We start from the raw sequence: 18,588 nt of genomic DNA, 5'->3' as shown, positions 1-18,588 counted from the left end.
GATCGACAGCAGCGAACGCCGCCACCAACTCCGGACCGGGAAGCATCTCAGCAAACCCAGGCGGGAGCGGTGAGATCCGCACACCATCGCCGTCGCTCATACGTTCGAGTCTAGTCGATCACGATCATGATGTGCAACCAGCGATTGCCATCGGAACGCCTTATTTTCATGGCGTTCCGATGGCAGCAGGGCCGAATCAAGGCAGCCCCGTAAGACCGTGGAAACTCCGGGGTGTTATAGCACCCCGGAGTCTCCACAATCTTCTCCGCGGGCTCAGACCGGCAGGCCGCCACCACACACCGTGAGCGGGACGATGGCACCCGCACACAGGTATCCACCCAACCAGGGGGCACGCCGCACCAGTCTGAGCAAACATCAGATGATGTACCGGTGACCCAACCGGCAACCTCCCCTCGGCACGCCGCCTCCACCCACTCCCGCCACGTCGCGCTCGGTCTTGGCGCCGCGTTCTTCATCGGTCTCCTGCTCGCCTGCCAGTCCCGCATCAACGGCGAACTCGGGCACCGGCTCGGCGACGGCGTACTGGCGGCGCTGTGGTCATTCGGCTCCGGACTCGTCGTACTCCTCGCGGCCCTGGCAGTGGTGCCCGGAGTACGTCACGGACTCCGGCGCGTGATCCGCGCGGTCCGGCCGGCCGGCGGGTTCGCCGAAGGAGGGGACCCGTCTGGCAGCGAATCCCCGGATCCCGCGGCGCCGACGCCGACCAGTGCGACGGCCACCGCGGGTATCGGTACCACCATCGCGGCCTCGCTCCGGCCGTGGCAGGTGCTCGGCGGGCTCTGCGGGGCGTTCCTCGTGGTGACCCAGTCGCTTACCGTCGGGCTCGTGGGTGTCGCGGCGTTCACCGTGGCGGTGGTCGCAGGTCAGGCAACCAGCAGCCTGGTCGTGGACCGGCTCGGACTCGGCCCGGGCGGCCGGCATCCGATCACCCCGACCAGGATTCTCGGAGCCACCCTCACTCTCGGCGCGGTACTGCTCAGTGTGTCGGATGAGCTGGGTACGGCGTCGACCCTCGTCCTGGCCCTGCTGCCGGCGCTCGCGGGGATCGGCACCGCGTGGCAACAGGCCGTGAACGGCTGGGTGGGAGCGGTAGCCTCCGCGAGTCCAGTACGCGCGAACGCCAGCGATCCGGCGCCCGCCACACGCACGCCCACGCCCGTCCCGGCCACGCCAACGCCTGCGCCCACGCCCACGCCCACGCCCGCGACCACGACCACGACGGGACCGGACCACACACACCCAGAGCCCGCACGCGGCACCACACTGGCAACCGCGCCGCGTCCCGCCACCAACCAACTCGCCGGCGCCCTGGTCGCCGCATTGGTCAACTTCAGCGTCGGGACGGCGGGGCTTCTGCTCGCCGCGACGGTCGACATCGCCGCCAGGGGTCTCCCCGGAGGATGGCCGTCCGAGCCGGTGCTCTACCTGGGCGGGTTGTTCGGGATCGCGTTCATCAGCCTCGCGGCGGCCGTCGTCCGAATCACCGGCGTCCTCCTGCTGGGCCTGGGGACGGTCGCGGGACAGCTGGTGGGCGCGCTCGTGCTCGACGGCATGGTTCCCACCGGAACCGCCCACCTCACCACGACCACCGTCATCGGGACGTTGCTGACACTCGTCGCGGTCACCGTCGCCGCCCTCCCCCGGAACCTCCCGCGCCGCCGGGTCCAGCGCGCCTGAGCGCGCAACCGGAACCGATCGTGGGGCCACCGGCCGACCAGCCGACCGGTTCCGGCATGGCGTTTACCTGAACGGGGTTGCCTCAGTCCGCCCCCAGCTACCAGGCTGACGTAATGGAGTACACCCACCTCGGACGGACCGGCGTCCTGGTCAGCAGACTCTGCCTCGGCACGATGAACTTCGGCCCGGTGACTCCCGAACCCGAAGCCCACGCCATCCTCGACGCCGCCCTGGACGCGGGCCTCAACTTCACCGACACGGCCAACGTCTACGGCTGGGAGAACAAGGGCCTCACCGAAGAAATCCTCGGCCGATGGTTCGCCGGTGATCCGAGCCGGCGCGACCGGACCGTCCTTGCCACCAAGGTCTACGGCGCGATGGACGATGAGCCCGGCTCCAAGGGCGTTTCGGCTCGCAACATCATCCGCAACTGCGAGGCCTCGCTGCGGCGACTCCAGACCGACCGCATCGACCTCTACCAGATGCACCACATCGACCGGGACACTCCGTGGGACGAGGTCTGGCAGGCGTTCGAGACGCTTGTCGGGCAAGGGAAAGTGCTCTATGTCGGCAGCAGCAACTTCGCCGGCTGGCACATCGCGCAGGCGCAGGAGACCGCCGTACGCCGCAACTTCCTCGGTCTGGTCTCCGAGCAGTCGCTCTACAACCTGGCCGAGCGAAGCGTTGAACTCGAGGTGCTGCCCGCGGCGCGGGCGTACGGCCTCGGCGTCATCCCGTGGAGTCCCCTCCATGGTGGCGTGCTCGGCGGAATCCTCGCCAAGTCTGACCGCAACCGCTCGCAGGGCGGCCGCGCCTCGACGTACGTCGAGGCACATCGCGACACGATCCAGGCGTTCGAGAACCTCGCCGCCGAGCTACGAGCCGAACCCGCGAACCTCGCGCTCGCCTGGCTTCTCCATCAACCCGGGGTGACGGCGCCGATCATCGGGCCGCGAACGATGGACCAGCTCACCGGCGCCCTCGCGGCAGTCGACCTCACCCTCGACGAGAAGGTTCTCGAACGTCTCGACGAGTTGTTCCCGGGCCCGGGTGGCCCAGCCCCTGAGGCGTACGCCTGGTGACGCGGCTCCTGGTCGCCGCACTCAACGGCGGGCACTCCAATGTCGTGTACGCCAGTGTGCCCGTCACCCCGGCCGAGCTGGCCGGAGAGACCGCGCGGGTGGTCGCCGCAGGTGCCACTGAGGTGCACGTCCACCCGCGGCGCGGCGACGGCGAGGAGTCCCTCGAACCCGCCGACGTCGCCGCTGCCATCGAGGCGATTCGGGCGTCGGTGCCCGGCGCTCCGATCAGCGTCACGACCGGTGCGTGGATCGAGCCGGACCCGCACCGGCGGGCCGTCACCATCTCCCGCTGGCGGGTACTCCCCAACTCCGCCTCGGTGAACGCCCACGAGGACGGCGCGCTCGACGTGGCCCGCGTGCTGCGGGATCGCGGCGTCGCCGTCGAGGTCGGGTTGTTCACCATCACAGCGGCGGAGGAGTTCGTCCGCGGACCACTGCGAACGCTGGCCGCCCGCATCCTCATCGAACCCATCGACCGGCCGAGCATGCTCGCGTTGTACGACGCCCGCAGCATCCTCGAACTCCTCGACCGCCACGGTGTCGACCAGCCGCGCCTGCTGCACGGCGACGGTGCCAACACCTGGCCGGTCCTACGCCGGGCCCGCCAGTTGGGTATCTCCTGCCGGGTGGGGTTCGAGGACACCTTCCACCTCCCCGACGGCACGCCCGCGCCGCACAACGCGGCCCTCATCCAGGCCGCCCAGTCGGCGTCCTGACAACCAGGGCGCCTCGACAGGCCAGGCTCGCGCTTCGCCGCGATCAGCTGGCGACTTCTTCCCTTCTGCATCGGGCGTCGACCACGCTGCGACCGCCTTGTCGAGATGCACGGCGTATTCCTCCGCCCATCCCGCCGTGGCGGTGAAGTCGAAGGAGAGTAGGGATTCGCCTGTCAAGGAGCAACCAGTCAGCTGGTACGCCGTAAAGCAGCGGGTACAGCACTGGCGGCCGCGCCGACATCGGCTCCGGCGTCGGCGCCCACGTCCGGCCGGCCCTCGACGTCGTCGGCGACGATCCGGCACAGCTCGGAGACCGGGAGCCCGACGGCGTCGGCCAGCGCCACGACGGTGAAGAACGCCGGGGTCGGCACCCGACCGCGTTCGATCTTGCGGACGGTCTCGACCGAGATCCCGGCCCGCGCGGCGACCTCAACCATGCTGCGCCGACCGCGCGCGTCCCGTAGCGCGGCGCCCAGCCTGAGGCCACGCTGCCGGTCGGCCGGCCCCAAGGGTTGTCGGACCATGACCGTGATACTAATACCGGTATAACTATTGGCGCAGCGGCCGCGCGACGACGCGGGCTTCCGCCCGCAGGGAAACCAAGGGCCCGAACGCCACCGACCCATCCAGAACAAACTGAACCAGAACCCACCAGAACCGACGAGGAGTGCCGGCATGGTCGAGCTCAAGACGGCCAACGAGATCATGGCCATGCGGGAGGCCGGACGCATCGTCGCCCAGGCTCTCGACGCCTGCGCGAAGCATGCTCGCATCGGCACCTCGCTGCGTGAGCTGGACGAACTGGCGCACACGATCATCAGGGACGCCGGGGCGCGGTCGTCGTTCCTCCACTACCACCCGCGGTTCGCTCCGACGCCGTTCCCAGCGGTGATCTGCGCGTCGGTCAACGACGTCGTCGTCCACGGGATCCCTGACGACTACCGGCTCCAGGACGGCGACCTGCTCAGCATCGACTGCGGCGCGCAGATCGGCGGCTTCCACGGTGATTCGGCGATCAGCCTGATCGTCGGCACACCCGATCCCGCCGACGAACAGCTGATCAGCATCACCCAGGAGGCGCTCGACGCGGGCATCGCCGCCGCTCGACCAGGCGGCCGGCTCAGCGACATCTCCCACGCCGTCGGCGCGATCGGTCGGCGCGCCGGCTACGGCATACCGGCCGACTTCGGCGGTCACGGAATCGGGCGGAAGATGCACGAGGATCCCTCCGTTCCCAACACCGGCAAGCCGGGTCGGGGGTTCCCGTTGAAGCCGGGACTGGTGATCGCGATCGAGCCGATGTTCATGGCCGGCGGGCGGGACAAGTATGTCGTCGCCGACGATGGCTGGGCGCTCCGCACCAGCGACGGCAGCCGCGCCGCCCACGTCGAACACAGTGTCGCCATCACTGAGGGCGGCCCGCTGGTGCTCACCGCGCTCTGATCTTGACCTGCGTCGAGAGTTGCTCGCTCTGCGAGATCGCCTCCCGAAGTTGCGATGAAGTGGCGGAGAAGTTTCGGCAAAGAAGCCGCGACACCTCCACCAACGCGGCTCCCGCTCCCCTTCACGATGCCGCGATCTGTCGGCGTGAGGGGTTTCGAATAGGCCTCATCCCGCCCCGTACCCCGTCCCCCGACCGGGCGCTCGGCGCTGCGCGGCGTACGCCAGACTGGCGACGGCACCCGCAGTCTGGCAGGAGGAGGACAGGGCATGAGCGAGCGAGCGGTTCTTGTCACCGGCGCGTCACGGGGCATCGGGGCAGCGGTAGCGGCGGCGTTCGCGGCGGCGGGTGACCGGGTGGCGCTCCACTACCGCGGCTCAACGGAACTCGCCGAGAAGGTCCGCGCCGCGCTGCCCGGCGACGGTCACCTGACTGTGCAGGGCGACCTCGCCGACCCGACGGCCGTCGCGTCGATCATCGAGACGGTGGTGAAGGAGTTCGGGCGGATCGACGTCCTCGTCAACAACGCCGGCATCTACGTCGAGCACCGGATCGAGGACGTGTCGTACGACGAGTGGCAGGAGAGTTGGCAGCGGACGCTCGCGGTCAACCTGCTCGGCCCGGCCAACCTGGCCTGGTGCGCGGTGCGGCACATGCCGCGCGGCGGGCGGATCGTCAACGTGTCGTCGCGGGGCGCCTTCCGCGGTGAGCCACGCCAACCGGCGTACGGCGCCAGCAAGGCGGGCCTCAACTCCCTCGGACAGTCGCTGGCCCGAGCGCTCGGCCCGCGCGGCATCGCGGTCTCGACGGTGGCACCTGGATACGTCGAGACCGACATGGCCGCCGACGTCCTGGCCGGGCCGCAGGGAGACACGATCCGCGCCCAGAGTCCGCTCGGCCGGGTCGCCACACCCGCGGATGTGGCCGCGGCGGTGCTCTATCTCGCGTCCGCCCAGGCCGAACTCGCCAGCGGCACCATCATCGACCTCAACGGCGCCTCCCACCTGCGCTGACCTGCCGTACGCCCCCTCGGCGGCGCCGCCGGAAGGCGCGAACCCCGGCCGCACGGGTCAGCCGATCGACTAGCTGACCTGGACGTCGATGGTGTGCCAGCCGGTGGCGCCGTTGGGTACGGGGTCCGCCAGCCGGCCGGTCTGGGTCACCCCGGTCCCGTCGGTCGCGCGTACCTGCAACTCGTGAGCGCCCGGCGTCGCGTCCCACGTCCACACCCACTGCCGCCAGGAGTCCTTGGTGGGCTCACCACCGAGCCGCGCGACCTGCCAGGGTCCGCGGTCGACCCGCACCTCCACCCGGGTGATGCCGCGATGCTGCGCCCACGCGACCCCCGCGACCGCGACCCGACCTGTACGCACCGTCGCACCAGTCAGGGGTACGTCGATCCGCGAGGCGGTCTTGACCGGCGCCTTTTCGGCCCAGCCGCGGGTCGTCCAGTACGCCGTGAAGCGGTCGAACCGGGTCACCTCGATGTCGACGACCCACTTGGTCGCCGAGACGTAGCCGTAGAGCCCGGGAACCACCATCCGGACCGGGAAGCCGTGCTCGAACGGCAGCGGCGCGCCGTTCATCCCGAACGCCAGCAACGACGGCCGGCCGTCGGTGAGCGCCGACAGCGGCGTGCCGCAGGTCCAGCCGTCGTCGGACGTCGACTGCACCGCGTCCGCGTCGCGGTGGACACCCGCCTCGGCCAGGATGTCCGCGATCGGGACCCCGGTCCACAGGGCGTTCCCGGCGAGGTCGCCACCAACCACGTTGCTCACGCAGGTCAGCGTCACCCACCGGTAGACGATCCGGCGGCGTAGCAGGTCGCCGAACGTCAGCTCCAGCGGCCGGTCCACCATCCCGTGGACGCGCAGCCGCCACTCCGCCGGATCAATCATCGGCACCGAGAGCGCGGTGTCGATCCGATAGAAGACGTCGTTCGGTGTCTGCCATGGAGTGATGCCCGGGATGGGGAGGTTCGCGCGGGCGGGTGGCGCGGTCGTGGGTGGCTCAGGTATCCGGAGGGCCGAGCGCGCCTGCTCCGCCGCGAGCCGGCGACCGGCGAAGGCCCGGCCGACACCCACGGCGAGGAGCGAGCCGACCACGACGAGCCCGCCGGTCCACAGCAGGTTCCGCCGCGTGACCCGGCGCTCCGCCTCCGCCTCGCGCCCGGCCCCCACGGCGTACATCCGCAGGAGCCACAGAAGGACGCAGACGGCGACCAGCCACGCCACCACGGACGGGATCGCCGCGCCCGGTCCAGCGCCCGGCCGGGTGACGGCCGCGACCACCCCGACCAGGGCCAGTACGCCGAGGAGCGCGACTCCCACACCGCGTACGCGGGCCGCCACCATCCCGACCAGAGCGCCGAACGCGGCGAGAACCACCAGGATGCCGGTGATCAGGACCGGCTTGTCGGCCGTGCCGAGGAGCGTGATCCCGAACTCCCGCAGCCCCGACGGGATGACGTCGATGAACGCCGCGCCGACCGTGACCACTGGGGACTGCGCACCACCGACCACTCCGGCGACCAACTCCGCGGCCGCGAGTCCGGCACCCGTCGCGAGCACGCCCGCGAGCGCGGCCCGCGAACGGGAGATCGAGGTAGGCACCTCTGCATCTTCGCCCCATTCAACGGACATTGGTATCGGTCGAGCCCGACCGTCACAGATCCGTCATCGGCTGCTTTGTAAGGGCGTGCTGGTCGGGGCGTGCTGGTCGGCGCGTACTGGTCAGGGCGTGCCGGTCAGGGCCGCAGGAGCGCCGCAACGACGACGATCAGCAGCAGGAGTCCGAGAACGCCGGGAATGACGAGCCGGCGGTACCTGGGATTCACGTCCAGGAGGCTACCCGGCCGGCGAACCTTCGGTGGTCGAGCCTTCGGCGGTCTGCCCGTCCGGCCGAGCCGACTGGCCGAAGATGACGTCGAGTTGCGCGTCGAGGACCGCCAGAGCGGCGTCCGGGGAGTGGTATCCCACCAGGACCTGCATGGAGAGCCCCTCGACGAGCGCGAGCAGCCCCGTCGCCGCGTGGTCGGGGTCAATGCGGTCCGTGTCGTCGACCGTCGCCCGCGCGACGCGCACCTGGTCGGCGATGAATGCCCGCATCAGCCGGGAGTTCGCCCGCAGGTCCGCCGCGATCGCCGGCTTGACGGCGGAGTAGGCGTGAAAGGCCAGCGCCACGTGTCCCTCGAGCAGGCGGGGCTCGTCCAGCGGCAACAACTGGACGACCAGCGCGCGAACGACGGCCCGCGGTGCCCGCTCCTCCGGTAGGCCGGCCGCGTCGGCTTCGAGCCGGGCCTGGACCTTGTCGCTCACCGCGTCCAGGGCGAAGGTCATCATCTGATCCTTCGTGTGGAAGTAGTGCTGCACCATGCCGGTCGACACCCCGGCCTCAGCGGCGACATGGCGCAGGCTGACCGCCTGGAGCCCGTGGGTGGCGGCGACCCTCATCAGAGCGTCGGCGATCTGCGTACGCCGCGCGTGATGGTCGACCTTCTTGGGCACCGCGTCATCCTTGCACAGTGCGGCGTTTTTACAATGCGGCCGTATTGCCAGGCCAGCGGCCTAGGTCTCGCTGGTCGCGACGAGGCGCCACTGACCCACCTCGCGATAGTCCGAGTCGTAGATGGCCGAACCATCACCGGACTTGAAGGGGTAGTGGCCAAGATTCCCACCCCAATAGCGCAGGATCCGGCCCAGCTCGCGGGTGGCGTCCTCTGCCGTCCACCCATCGTCGACGTTGACCTCGAGAAGGAACTTCACGTTCGCCGCCTCCCAGTTTCAGCTTTCAGTGGTGCCGGCACCACGGCTCGGCATCAATACATCAATTGTTTCATTCAATTGCTATGGGAGACTTTCTTCGCCTCGGAGGCTAAGCAGGTCGGCGATATGCCCTAAAAGTCTCAATCACCATGAAAGGGCTACGGTGGGTGCGGCCGGCACACGACGGATGGGGAGGCGATGTGAACGACCGACTGCGGGCGATCGACCTCGCACGGGCGGCCGGCGTTTCGGTGCAGCAGGTCCGCAACTACGTGGAGGCAGGGCTGCTCCCGCCGGTCGAACGCACGGCCAGCGGCTACCGCATCTTCACCAGCGCACACGCCGAGGCCTTGGCGACAGCACGAGAGGTAGCCGCCGGCCACGGCTGGCCGACCGCCCGCGTCGTCATGCCTGCCGTCCACGCCGGCGACCTCGAGGCCGCACTGGCGGCGCTCGACGCGAGCCATGCCCGGCTGGACCGGGAACGCCGTGAGCTGGCCGCCGTACACGAGGCGCTCGGCACCATCCTGGCGGCGCACACCACCCTGTCGGCGCCCACGGCCTCGCCAGCCAACGCACCTCAGGGCACGCGCATCGGCCAGGTCGCCCGCTCCGTGGGCGTACGACCACCGGTACTCCGGCTATGGGAGACCCATGGCCTCCTGAAGCCAGACCGCGAACCCAGCACGGGATATCGCAACTACAGCCGCGCAGAGCTGGACACGGCGCGGGTCATCGCGCTTCTACGCCGGGGCAACCACCCGCTCGCGACGATCAACGCGGTCGTGAACGAACTGCGCTCGACGAGCAACCCCGACCGCGTCCTTGACGAGCTCACCAACCGCGCACGGGAACTCCACCGCAGTAGCCTGCGGCGACTGAAGGCCTCGGCCGTCCTCCACGCCTACCTGCGGTATCTCGGACAGGCCGCGTGACCGGTCTAATCGCCTGAACGCCCGAACGGCCAGGCCCGGATTGTTTCGTACTGCGACCGGCGTCCCTCGGCCTGCCCCAGGTGAGACTGGACGAGTTCGAGTCGGCGCGCGACCCAGGCCGGACCGGCGTAGCTTGCCATCCACTCCACGAGCCGTCGTACGTCAGAGGGCTCTCGCAGCCGCGCGAGCGTCAGATGGGCGCGGAACCTGCCTTCTGGTACGTCGAGGCCGGACCGCCGGCACGCGGCCCCGACCGACCGGGCCAGCTGCCGCAGCGGCTCGACGTCCCCGTCGATCCCGGTCCAGAGCACCCGCGCCCGCCGGGCTGACCCGAACCCGCCACCGCCCCGCACCAGCAACCGCAGCGGGTCAGAGCCTTCGGCGGCGCGGGCCAGCCGGCGTTCGAGCTCCGGCAGCACCTCCTCGGAAACGTCACCGAGGAACGCCAGCGTGAGGTGCCACTGGGCCGGCAGCGTCCAGCGGAACCGCTCGTCGACCCCCGGCAGCGCGCGCAGCCGCTCCACCATCTCCGCCACGTCATCGAGGACCCGGGCGGGGGGTACGACGGCGACGAACAACCGCATCCTGGCACCGACCGCGACTACCGCGAGGCACGCGCCGGTCGGCACCAGGACCCGGCCACCGGGGTCAGGACGTCTTCGACGGCCCAGCCTCCGTGCGACGGGATCGGCGCGTCGCGGCCCTTCGCCGCCACGCCAACGTGTCGTGCGGCGTCGGCCGCGCGCAGCGAGCGGTAGCGGGTGAGTTCCATGACGACACCTTCTCACCGGCCGCCGACACCGCGTCCCGCTTCGGTGCAACGCCGACCTCAGACGGAGCGCCGTCGGCCCGGCTGGTCACCGCGACCGGCTCACCTGCCGGATCCAGCTCCCCGTCGGAGTCCGGCCCCAGCGACCGAGCGTCCGTCGTACCAGCGCCCGCCCGCGCTGGCCGCCGCTCGGACTCGAGTTCGGACAGGTCCACACCGGGCGGGCTGTCCGGCCGGGGCACTTCGGCCACCTCCGCCGTCGCGGCCTCGCTCTCCAACTCGAGGACCACGTCCGCTTCCGTCGCCCTGGACGGCGCGGGCTCGACGAAGTCCTTGGCAGACCACACGTGCATGTGCGGGCGTGGCCGGAGATGGGCCCGGAGCACCAGTCCCTGGCGACGCAGCAGGATCGAACCGACCACGATCGTGCCGATCAGGCTCACCAGGCCGCCACCGATCAACGTCCACCGGGCGCCGAAGACCTGACCGATCCAGCCGATGATCGGCGAGCCGAGCGGAGTGCTCCCGATGAACACCATGCTGTAGAGGGAGATCACCCGGCCGCGCATGTCGGGGACCACCGTCAACTGCATCATCGCGTTGGCCGCGGTAATCATGGTGAGCTGAGCGAATCCGAGCAGCGGGAGCATCGCGGCGTACGAACTGTACGTCGGCATCAACCCGACGAAGATCTCCAGGATCCCGAAGATCACCGCCGCCCCAACCACCGTGCGCAGCCGCGGCACACCGCGCCGCGCGGCACCCAACGCCCCAACCACCGCGCCGACCGCCATGATCGAGCTGAGCATGCCGAACTCCCCGGCCCCCTTACCGAAGACCTGGGTGGCCATGAGCGCACTGGTCATCTGGAAGTTGAGGCCGAAACAGCCGACGAAGAAGACGACCCAGAGCACCAGCATCAGGTCGGGTCGCCCCCGCACGTAGCGCAGACCGTCCCGGACCATGCCGGGCTTACGCGGAACGGGTTCGGTGGTGTGGAGTTCTGACGGGCGCATCTTGGCGATCGCCCAGATCGTCGCGGCGTACGTCACCGCGTTGATGAGAATGACCCAACCGGTGCCTACAAAGACGATGAGGAACCCGGCCACCGCGGGCCCGATCACCCGCGCGCCGTTGAAGGACGCGGAATTGAGGCCGACCGCATTCGGTAGGTCGTCCCTGCCCACCATTTCGACGACGAACGACTGCCGGGCGGGATTGTCAATGGCGCTTGCCATCCCGAAGAGGAACGCCAGCAGATAGACGTGCCACACCTGCACGACGCCGGTCAGGTCGAGCACCGCCAGCGCCGCCGCGGTGATCCCCATGCTGACCTGCGTGCACTGCAGCACTCTGCGCTTGGAGAACCGGTCGGCGATCACGCCGCCGAACGGCGCGATGAGAAGGAACGGCAGGAACTGCAACCCGGTGGTGATTCCGAGCGCGATGCCACTGCCAGCGGTGAGTTGCAGGATCAGCCAGTCCTGGGCAACCCGCTGAAGCCACGTTCCGATATTCGAAACGGCTGAGCCAGCGGCGAAGAGACGGTAGTTGCGGTTCCGGAGTGATCGGAACATCGTGCTCACGCCGCGGCCAACCTCTCCAAGATCGGCGCCGCCGAGCGCAGAATCTCTTTCTCTGTAGGGGAAAGTTCGTGAAGGCGCTGCGCGAGCCAGGCGTCGCGACGCTTGCGGTCCTCGGCGAGGATCCGGCGCCCGGTCTCGGCCAACCGGACGACAACCTGGCGGCGATCGGTCGGGTGCGCTTCGCGCACGACCAGACCGAGATCTTCAAGAGAGGTGACCGTCCGGGTGGTCGATGGCGGCCGCACCTTTTCGAAGGCGGCGATTTCGCCGATCGTCAACGACCCGTGACTGTGAAGCGTCGACATGACGCCGAGTTGGTTGGCTGAGAGTTGGTGATCGGCGGCCCGCTGGCTGCGAAGGCGGCGGGCCAACCGCATGACGGAGATCCGAAGCGTACTCGCGAGGCCCGCGTCAGACCTCGCGGGCATAGTTGATGATGGCATGTCGTTAGCGTACCTCATTACCTTTGCTAACGATCTGGCGCCGCTCATATTCCGGAAAACGCTCGCCGGTTCTGGTCGCTCGGTCGTGGCCGGCCTGCTGCTTGTACGCGGGGAAATGCGTTCAACGGTGTCGAACTCGAGCCGCCTTCGCGGCAGATGCCCGAATCGCGAACCATTGATCAACCTCGCGGCGATCCGCGTACCAGGCGCCCGGATTGTGAGACCGTTCCCACCTCATCCGGAAAGCAACACCCCGGGCGTCCCGCCTCTCGGCCCCAGGTCAAGATCGCTCACTATGCGAGACCGCGCCGGCGTCACCCTGACGTGGCGGAGGAGTCTCGCCAAAGAAGCCGACGCATCCCCGCCATGCGTTCGACGCGCGGGCTTCTTCAGATCTGTCCGCGCTATGAGACAGGGTCCCGGAGGCTGCCGGGTTGTCATAGGTATCTCGGCTAAGAGACCGAGAAACCTATGACAACTCGGGGTTGGCGCCTGGCTTCTCAGCATCCGAAACCGTTGGGTGTACGCGATGTGAGACGGGCCCGACCGCGCGACCGCCGCTAGAAGACCGAGAAGCCGCCGTCGACGAAGATCAGCTGACCGGTGACGTACGCCGAGGCGTCACTGGCAAGGAAGATCGCAACGCCCATGAAATCCGCGGGCTGGCCGTTGCGACCCGCCATCGTGCGGGCGGCGAGCGCCTCCTCCCGAGCCGGGTCGGTGAAGACCGCTTCGGTGAGCGGCGTCCGCACGAAGCCGGGCGCGATCGCGTTGCAGCACACGCCACGAGCCGACCACGCCTCCGCCTGCGAACGCGCCAGCGCGGCCACCGCCGCTTTGGATACGCCGTACGCCCCGCTGTTGCCAAACGCCCGGATCGACTGCTGCGAACCGATCGTGATGATCCGTCCCCAGCCGCGTTCGGCCATGCCGGGGCCGAAGCGTTGCCCGAGCAGGAACGCCGCGTCCAGGTTGAGAGCCATGGTCAGGTCCCAGTCCTGGACGGTCAGGTCGGCCAGCGGCGGGCGGAGGTTGATCCCGGCCGCGTGGACGAGGATGTCCGGCTCGCCGAACACCGCGGCCGCCTCGTCGCCCGCCCGCTCCACCTCCGCCCGCTCGCCAAGGTCAGCACTCACGAAGGCGGCACGGTGACCGCCGGCGCGAATCCCGTCGACGGTTTCCCGAAGCGCCGCCTCGCCGCGGGCGACCACCACGACGTCGGCGCCGGCCTGCGCCAGCGACTCGGCGATCGCCCGCCCGATCCCAGAACTCCCGCCGGTGACGATGGCGACCCGCCCGTTGAGCGCGAAGAGGCCGTCCAGGAAGGCCGAGCCGTGGATCGCCCGCCCCGAGTCCGTCTCGTCCATCGAGCCTCCTCTCACGAAATGTTGAGGAGCTGTTTGATCGGGTCGATCGCGAAGTAGACGACGAACAACGCTGCCACCACCCAGAGCAGCGGGTGGACCTCGCGCGCCTTGCCGCGGGCGGCCCGCAGCACGACGTACGTCACGAATCCCGCGCCGATACCAACACTGATCGAATAGGTGAACGGCATCAGGACAATGGTGAGGAACGCCGGCAGCGCGACATCCAGCTTGTCCCAGGAAATCTCGGTGACCTGCGTCATCATGAGGAAGCCGACGATGATCAGCGCGGGGGTCGCGGCCTCGTAGGGAATGATCTCGACGATCGGGGCGAAGACGGTCGCCAGGAGGAAACAGATTCCGGTGACGACGCTGGCGAGACCGGTCCGGGCGCCCTCGCCAATACCCGCCGCGGATTCGATGTACGACGTGTTCGAGGAGACCGAGGCGGCTCCACCGGCGGCGGCCGCGATCGAGTCGACCACGAGAATCCGCTGCGTGTGCGGCGGTTTGCCGGTGCTGTCGAGCAGACCGGCCTCCGAGCCCAGAGCGGTCATCGTGCCCATCGTGTCGAAGAAGTCGGCGAGCATCAGGGTGAAGATCAGCAGGGCCGCGGCGACCAGGCCGATGCGTTCGAAGGAGCCGAACAGGTTGAACTTCCCCAGCAGCGAAAAGTCGGGAACGCCAATCCAACTCTCCGGCATCCGCGGGACGTTGAGGCCCCATCCCTTGGGGTTCTCAGGTCCGCCCACGCCCACCTTCGCGATCGCCTCCACGATCACGGCGAGAACGGTCGCGCCGAGAATGCCGTAGAGAATCGCGCCCTTGACCTTCCGCAACAGCATGACCGCGATGGCAATGAGTCCGACGACGAACACCACGACCGGCCATCCGGAGAGGAAACCGTTGACGCCGAGCTGGACCGGCACCGGTGGATTGTCTGTACGGCGTACGAATCCGGCGTCGACGAACCCGATCAGTGTGATGAAAAGACCGATACCGACGCTGATCGCGGTCTTGAGCTCGCGGGGTACGGCATGGAAGACGGCGGTGCGGAATCCGGTGAGGACCAGCAGCAGAATGATGAGGCCCTCGAGCACGATGAGCCCCATCGCGTCAGCCCACGTCATCTGGGTCGCCACACCGAATGCCACGAAGGCGTTCAGGCCCAGACCGGTCGCCAGCGCCAGCGGGAAGTTGGCGACGACCCCCATGAGGATCGTGACGACACCGGCGACCAGGGCCGTCGCCGCCGCGATCATGGCGATGTTGGGTTCGCCTCCGCCACCGAGAAACTGCCCGTTGACGTCCTTGGCGGTGCCGAGGATCAGCGGGTTGAGCGCAATGATGTAGGCCATCGCGAAGAAGGTCACGAAACCGCCGCGGATCTCCCGGCCGATCGTCGAGCCCCGCTCGGTGATCTTGAAATACCTGTCGAGCCTGTTGATGGAACTCTTAACCGCCACGGAACCTGTCGCCGAGCCGGCCATCACGGATCCTTTCGCCTTGTCGAAGAAACCCACACTGTCGCGCCCGGTTGACGTGCCGCCGTCGACAGTCCCGGCGGCAGGATGCCAGAGCCGGTGCGCAGCCACGAAATCGCCTGCACCGCCAGTCCCCGTGGTCGCCTCATATCAGGACGGCACGCCGAGATGATGGCGTACTCGCGCAACGGGCGCGTTACGCTCGACAACGTGAGCCGGGACGACAGACCTCATCCGCGCCTCCTCGAGCAGGCCCATATCGAGCCGGCCGACGTCGACGGCGTACGCGCCGTCACGGTCGGGACGATCGCGTGGGCGGTGGCCTTCCTCGCGCTGCTGCCGTTCGCGGGACGCCTGCGCGACGCGGGGGCCGACTGGTGGCTGTGGACCTGCCTCACCGGCGCCGGGCTCGGGGTGATCGGCAGCATCTACTGCCGCCGTCGCCGTGCCCGACTGCGCCGCCCGGACGCGGACTGAGGTCCGGTCGCGGGGCCGCGCGACCTCTTACTCCACGTCGTCGTAGCGCAGCGTGTCGAGCACGTGGGTGTGCTCCACCGTGGCACCTGGTGCTTGCCCCTCGGCCGGCGCCGCCGGGACCGCCGGGACCGCCTCAGAGTGCGCGCCGCAGCCGTGGTCGAACGCGACCACGTGCCCATCGCTCGGGGAGAACTCGTTGGCGCAGACTCCGAACGCAGTGCCCAGCCCACCGGCCATCCTGACCAGGAAGGCGCAGGTCGAGCACCGCGCAGGCGCGGCCTGAGCGATCGGGTCGTCGGGACCCGCGGGTCCGGCGTACCAACGTTCGGCCGCTTCGTCGCGCCCCTCCACCGAGAGCACCCGCACCCGGCCGAGACCCAATTCGTCTGAGAGGGAACGGAACGCCACGGCATCGGGTGCTTCGTCCGCGCCGGTATAGCCCGGGACGAGCCGCCGGTCGTCGGGTGGCGTGGGCAGCAGATCACCTGGGCCGAGGTCTCCGGCGCGTACCCGCTCAGACCACGGCACCCACCGCGGAGCCAGGATCGCGTCAGGGCCGGGCAGGAGGGCAACCTCGTCCACCGTCACCGCCCGCGAACGCGACGCCCTCGTCACCGTGACAGACCACCGCCAGCCGACATAGCCGGGGTTGGTACAGGCGAAGGAATGCGTGACCACGCGTTCGTCGTCGGCGACAGCACCGAGGTGGGCACCCAGATCGTCGGCACCCGCCACCTCCAGGGCAGCGGCGCGCGCGGCCTCGACCGCGTCGGCGCACACAGCGTCGATCCGCACTGCTCGGGACGATCGCCGGGTGATGGTACTCACGAAGGCTGATTCTCGCATGGCGCCGGCACGCACCGGGGAGGAGCGCCCCTCGAACCCTCCGGGCACGAGCCGAGCCGGGGACTGCCACACCTGAATGATCACGTATACGTGGTCATTGCCTGCCTCACATGGCGTCGACACCACGTGAATCCGGTAGTGACCACGTATACGTGATCATTCAGGCCACCCTGGTCGGGCGGGCACTACGGGACCTGGTCGGAGAGTTCCAGGGGAGAAGGAGACGGCAGGACCGGACACAGGCAGGATGAAGCGGTGGAGCCACACGACCCCGGACAGCGACCGCCGGCCGCCAGCGCCGGCGAATCCCGCCCGCAGCGGCGGCCGCTTGGCCCTCCGGGGCGCCGGGCGGCCGCTCGTCATGCTGCTGACGACGTTCCCACGATCGCCCATCCGACGAACCCCCGCCCGGAGCCACCGGCCCTCGCCCGCACCCGCCCCCTCGAACCCACCTCAGACCGCGCGACTCCCCCGCCGGCTCCGCCCGCACCATCGGTCGCCGATTCCGAACCACCGAAACCCGTGCCCGCTCCACCGAATGCCGTGCCCGCGCCTCCAGCGGCCGGTTCCCCAGCACCCGAAGGTCGGCTCGCTCGCACGGGCCAGGCGCTCAGAGCCGGCGGCTCTGGCGCGGGACGGGCGACGTCTCGCGCCACGACCGCTGTCGTACGCCGGATCCGCCGGCTCACCCACGCCCAGGGCATGGGTGAGTCCGGGCTCGCCAAGTTGATCGAACTCAACGCCTTCCACGTCGGCGGCGACGCGGCGATGGCGATCGGGCTCGCCGGCACGCTCTTCTTCGCCGTACCCTCCGGCGAGGCGCGCGGCCGGGTGGCGCTCTACCTCCTGATCACGATGGCGCCGTTCGTGGTGGTGGCGCCGCTGATCGGGCCGTTCCTCGACCGGTTCCGCCGTGGCCGCCGGTGGGCGATCGGCTCGACGATGGCGATGCGCGCGTTCTTCTGCTGGGTGATGGCGGGCGGCGTGGCGACCGGCGAGCTGTGGCTCTATCCGCTGGTGTTCGGGTGCCTCATCGCGTCCAAGGCGCACAACGTCACCCGGGCGGCGGCGGTCCCACGGCTGCTGCCCGACAACGTCGCGCTCGTCACCGCCAACTCCCGCATCTCCCTGGCGGGCAGTATCGGCGCCGGGATCGCCGCGGCGGGCGCGGCCGGAATGGCGTACTTCGGGCCAGGCTGGGCGTTGCGGTTCGCCTTCGTGATCTTCACGGCGGGGACGATCCTGGCCATCCTGCTCCCGAGCCGCGTCGACTCCTCCGAGGGCGAGGAGGACGTCCGTATCGGCGATATCGGAGCGAGCCTGCGGGGCGTGCCCACCCGCATTGCGCTGGCGCTCCGCGCGAACGCCGCGTTCCGGGCGCTGTCCGGCTTCCTGCTGATGTTCATGGCGTTCCTTCTACGCGAGGTGCCCTTCACGGGGTACTCCACGAGCCTGCAGGTCGGCATCGTGGTCGGCGCGGCCGGCGCGGGGAACCTGGTGGGTACGGCGCTCGGCGCGCTCGCTCGGGCCCGTCGACCCGAAGTGGTCATCCAGGTACTGATCGCCAGCGCCGCGATCCTCGCGGCGGTGGCCGCGCTCTTCTACGGGTTGGTCACGGTGGCGGCGCTGGCCTTCGCCGCGGGCTTCGCGCAGCAGGCAGGCAAGCTCTCGCTCGACGCACTGATCCAGCACGAGGTCCGCGAGGACGTACGTACGAGTGTCTTTGCCCGCTCCGAGACCCTGCTGCAGCTGGCCTGGGTGATCGGCGGCGGAATCGGGATCGTGCTCCCGCTGATCCCGCAACTCGGCCTCGGCCTCTGCGCGGCGGGCATGGCCGCGGGGTTCGTCGTCGTCCTACGCGCCCGGACCCGCGCCGGTGGGACCCGGCCGGCGCCGGTGCCCACCGGAGCCGTGGACGGGGGTACGCACTGATCGCCCCGGCATCACCCGTACGCCGGGAATTTCCCCGAGCCCTGGCTGGCT

General features: G+C 69.6%; 18 protein-coding genes. 8 read left to right on the top strand and 10 right to left on the bottom strand.

Annotated features, from left to right (window positions below):
* Positions 1–390 precede the first annotated feature (390 nt).
* The 3 genes from B141_RS50845 (at position 391) to B141_RS0125845 (ending at position 3,496) form a co-directional block, all read left to right on the top strand.
* The gene (locus B141_RS50845; RefSeq protein WP_020578091.1) at positions 391–1,698 is read left to right on the top strand and encodes a DMT family transporter; all 1,308 of its coding nucleotides are present in this window, start codon (positions 391–393) and stop codon (positions 1,696–1,698) included.
* A 113-nt stretch (positions 1,699–1,811) separates the two neighbouring features.
* Positions 1,812–2,780 (top strand): aldo/keto reductase, encoded by a 969-nt coding sequence (locus B141_RS0125850; RefSeq protein ID WP_020578090.1) that lies wholly within the window; start codon positions 1,812–1,814, stop codon positions 2,778–2,780.
* A complete protein-coding gene (locus tag B141_RS0125845; RefSeq protein WP_020578089.1) occupies positions 2,777–3,496 on the top strand; it encodes a 3-keto-5-aminohexanoate cleavage protein in 720 nt (239 codons plus the stop codon). The genes B141_RS0125850 and B141_RS0125845 overlap by 4 nt, the downstream gene beginning before the upstream one ends.
* Positions 3,497–3,684: 188 nt before the next feature.
* Here B141_RS0125845 and B141_RS42750 read toward each other — a convergent pair whose 3' ends face one another.
* Positions 3,685–4,020, bottom strand: a complete 336-nt coding sequence (locus tag B141_RS42750; RefSeq protein ID WP_051114185.1) for a helix-turn-helix domain-containing protein — start codon at positions 4,018–4,020, stop codon at positions 3,685–3,687.
* Positions 4,021–4,171: 151 nt separating this feature from the next.
* On the opposite strand from B141_RS42750, the gene map reads away from it, so the two are divergent.
* Positions 4,172–4,939, top strand: a complete 768-nt coding sequence (gene map / locus B141_RS0125835; RefSeq protein WP_020578087.1) for a type I methionyl aminopeptidase — start codon at positions 4,172–4,174, stop codon at positions 4,937–4,939.
* A 267-nt stretch (positions 4,940–5,206) separates the two neighbouring features.
* Positions 5,207–5,950, top strand: a complete 744-nt coding sequence (locus B141_RS0125830) for an SDR family NAD(P)-dependent oxidoreductase (RefSeq protein ID WP_020578086.1) — start codon at positions 5,207–5,209, stop codon at positions 5,948–5,950.
* A 69-nt stretch (positions 5,951–6,019) separates the two neighbouring features.
* Here B141_RS0125830 and B141_RS0125825 read toward each other — a convergent pair whose 3' ends face one another.
* The 3 genes from B141_RS0125825 to B141_RS0125810 all read right to left on the bottom strand — a co-directional run bounded on the left by B141_RS0125825 (position 6,020) and on the right by B141_RS0125810 (position 8,701).
* Entirely contained in the window at positions 6,020–7,549 is a 1,530-nt protein-coding gene (locus tag B141_RS0125825; RefSeq protein ID WP_026257586.1) for a molybdopterin-dependent oxidoreductase, read from the bottom strand.
* 234 nt (positions 7,550–7,783) lie between these two features.
* Positions 7,784–8,443, bottom strand: coding sequence for a TetR/AcrR family transcriptional regulator (locus tag B141_RS0125815; RefSeq protein WP_020578083.1), 660 nt, complete (start codon positions 8,441–8,443; stop codon positions 7,784–7,786).
* A 60-nt stretch (positions 8,444–8,503) separates the two neighbouring features.
* On the bottom strand, positions 8,504–8,701 hold the full coding sequence (locus tag B141_RS0125810; protein WP_020578082.1) for a hypothetical protein: 198 nt from the start codon (positions 8,699–8,701) through the stop codon (positions 8,504–8,506).
* Positions 8,702–8,901: 200 nt separating this feature from the next.
* Between B141_RS0125810 and B141_RS0125805 the strand changes: the two genes are divergently transcribed.
* Positions 8,902–9,636: a MerR family transcriptional regulator gene (locus tag B141_RS0125805; protein WP_020578081.1), complete on the top strand. Its 735-nt coding sequence runs from the start codon at positions 8,902–8,904 to the stop codon at positions 9,634–9,636.
* Between the two features lie 5 nt (positions 9,637–9,641).
* On the opposite strand, the gene thpR is transcribed toward B141_RS0125805, so the two are convergent.
* From thpR to B141_RS0125780, 5 genes are all read right to left on the bottom strand, one after another.
* A complete protein-coding gene (gene thpR / locus B141_RS0125800; protein ID WP_020578080.1) occupies positions 9,642–10,265 on the bottom strand; it encodes an RNA 2',3'-cyclic phosphodiesterase in 624 nt (207 codons plus the stop codon).
* Positions 10,266–10,284: 19 nt separating this feature from the next.
* Entirely contained in the window at positions 10,285–11,982 is a 1,698-nt protein-coding gene (locus B141_RS42745; RefSeq protein ID WP_084678518.1) for an MFS transporter, read from the bottom strand.
* A 5-nt stretch (positions 11,983–11,987) separates the two neighbouring features.
* Entirely contained in the window at positions 11,988–12,368 is a 381-nt protein-coding gene (locus tag B141_RS51690) for a MarR family winged helix-turn-helix transcriptional regulator (RefSeq protein WP_272944107.1), read from the bottom strand.
* A gap of 626 nt (positions 12,369–12,994) precedes the next feature.
* Positions 12,995–13,801: an SDR family NAD(P)-dependent oxidoreductase gene (locus tag B141_RS0125785; protein WP_020578077.1), complete on the bottom strand. Its 807-nt coding sequence runs from the start codon at positions 13,799–13,801 to the stop codon at positions 12,995–12,997.
* Positions 13,802–13,812: 11 nt separating this feature from the next.
* A complete protein-coding gene (locus B141_RS0125780) occupies positions 13,813–15,288 on the bottom strand; it encodes an NCS2 family permease (protein ID WP_051114187.1) in 1,476 nt (491 codons plus the stop codon).
* A gap of 204 nt (positions 15,289–15,492) precedes the next feature.
* Here B141_RS0125780 and B141_RS0125775 point away from each other — a divergent pair, with 204 nt between their 5' ends.
* Positions 15,493–15,759, top strand: a complete 267-nt coding sequence (locus tag B141_RS0125775; protein WP_237742805.1) for a DUF2530 domain-containing protein — start codon at positions 15,493–15,495, stop codon at positions 15,757–15,759.
* A 27-nt stretch (positions 15,760–15,786) separates the two neighbouring features.
* Here B141_RS0125775 and B141_RS42740 read toward each other — a convergent pair whose 3' ends face one another.
* Positions 15,787–16,587, bottom strand: coding sequence for a DUF3027 domain-containing protein (locus tag B141_RS42740; protein WP_237742804.1), 801 nt, complete (start codon positions 16,585–16,587; stop codon positions 15,787–15,789).
* A 273-nt stretch (positions 16,588–16,860) separates the two neighbouring features.
* Here B141_RS42740 and B141_RS0125765 point away from each other — a divergent pair, with 273 nt between their 5' ends.
* On the top strand, positions 16,861–18,537 hold the full coding sequence (locus tag B141_RS0125765; protein ID WP_202805913.1) for an MFS transporter: 1,677 nt from the start codon (positions 16,861–16,863) through the stop codon (positions 18,535–18,537).
* Positions 18,538–18,588 lie beyond the last annotated feature (51 nt).

The organism is Actinopolymorpha alba DSM 45243 (assembly GCF_000373925.1).
Taxonomy (GTDB): Bacteria; Actinomycetota; Actinomycetes; order Propionibacteriales; family Actinopolymorphaceae; genus Actinopolymorpha; species Actinopolymorpha alba.
The sequence above is the reverse complement of the archived record's forward strand: the minus strand, read 5'-3'. Positions and strand labels throughout refer to the sequence as shown.

What these genes read in the sequence shown, in the direction of transcription:
- B141_RS0125850 (WP_020578090.1), top strand. Translation starts at nt 1,812, where the DNA reads ATGGAGTACACCCACCTCGGACGGACCGGCGTCCTGGTCAGCAGACTC.
- B141_RS42750 (WP_051114185.1), bottom strand. Translation starts at nt 4,020, where the DNA reads ATGGTCCGACAACCCTTGGGGCCGGCCGACCGGCAGCGTGGCCTCAGG.
- map (WP_020578087.1), top strand. Translation starts at nt 4,172, where the DNA reads ATGGTCGAGCTCAAGACGGCCAACGAGATCATGGCCATGCGGGAGGCC.
- B141_RS0125830 (WP_020578086.1), top strand. Translation starts at nt 5,207, where the DNA reads ATGAGCGAGCGAGCGGTTCTTGTCACCGGCGCGTCACGGGGCATCGGG.
- B141_RS42745 (WP_084678518.1), bottom strand. Translation starts at nt 11,982, where the DNA reads ATGTTCCGATCACTCCGGAACCGCAACTACCGTCTCTTCGCCGCTGGC.
- B141_RS51690 (WP_272944107.1), bottom strand. Translation starts at nt 12,368, where the DNA reads ATGCGGTTGGCCCGCCGCCTTCGCAGCCAGCGGGCCGCCGATCACCAA.
- B141_RS0125785 (WP_020578077.1), bottom strand. Translation starts at nt 13,801, where the DNA reads ATGGACGAGACGGACTCGGGGCGGGCGATCCACGGCTCGGCCTTCCTG.
- B141_RS0125780 (WP_051114187.1), bottom strand. Translation starts at nt 15,288, where the DNA reads ATGGCCGGCTCGGCGACAGGTTCCGTGGCGGTTAAGAGTTCCATCAAC.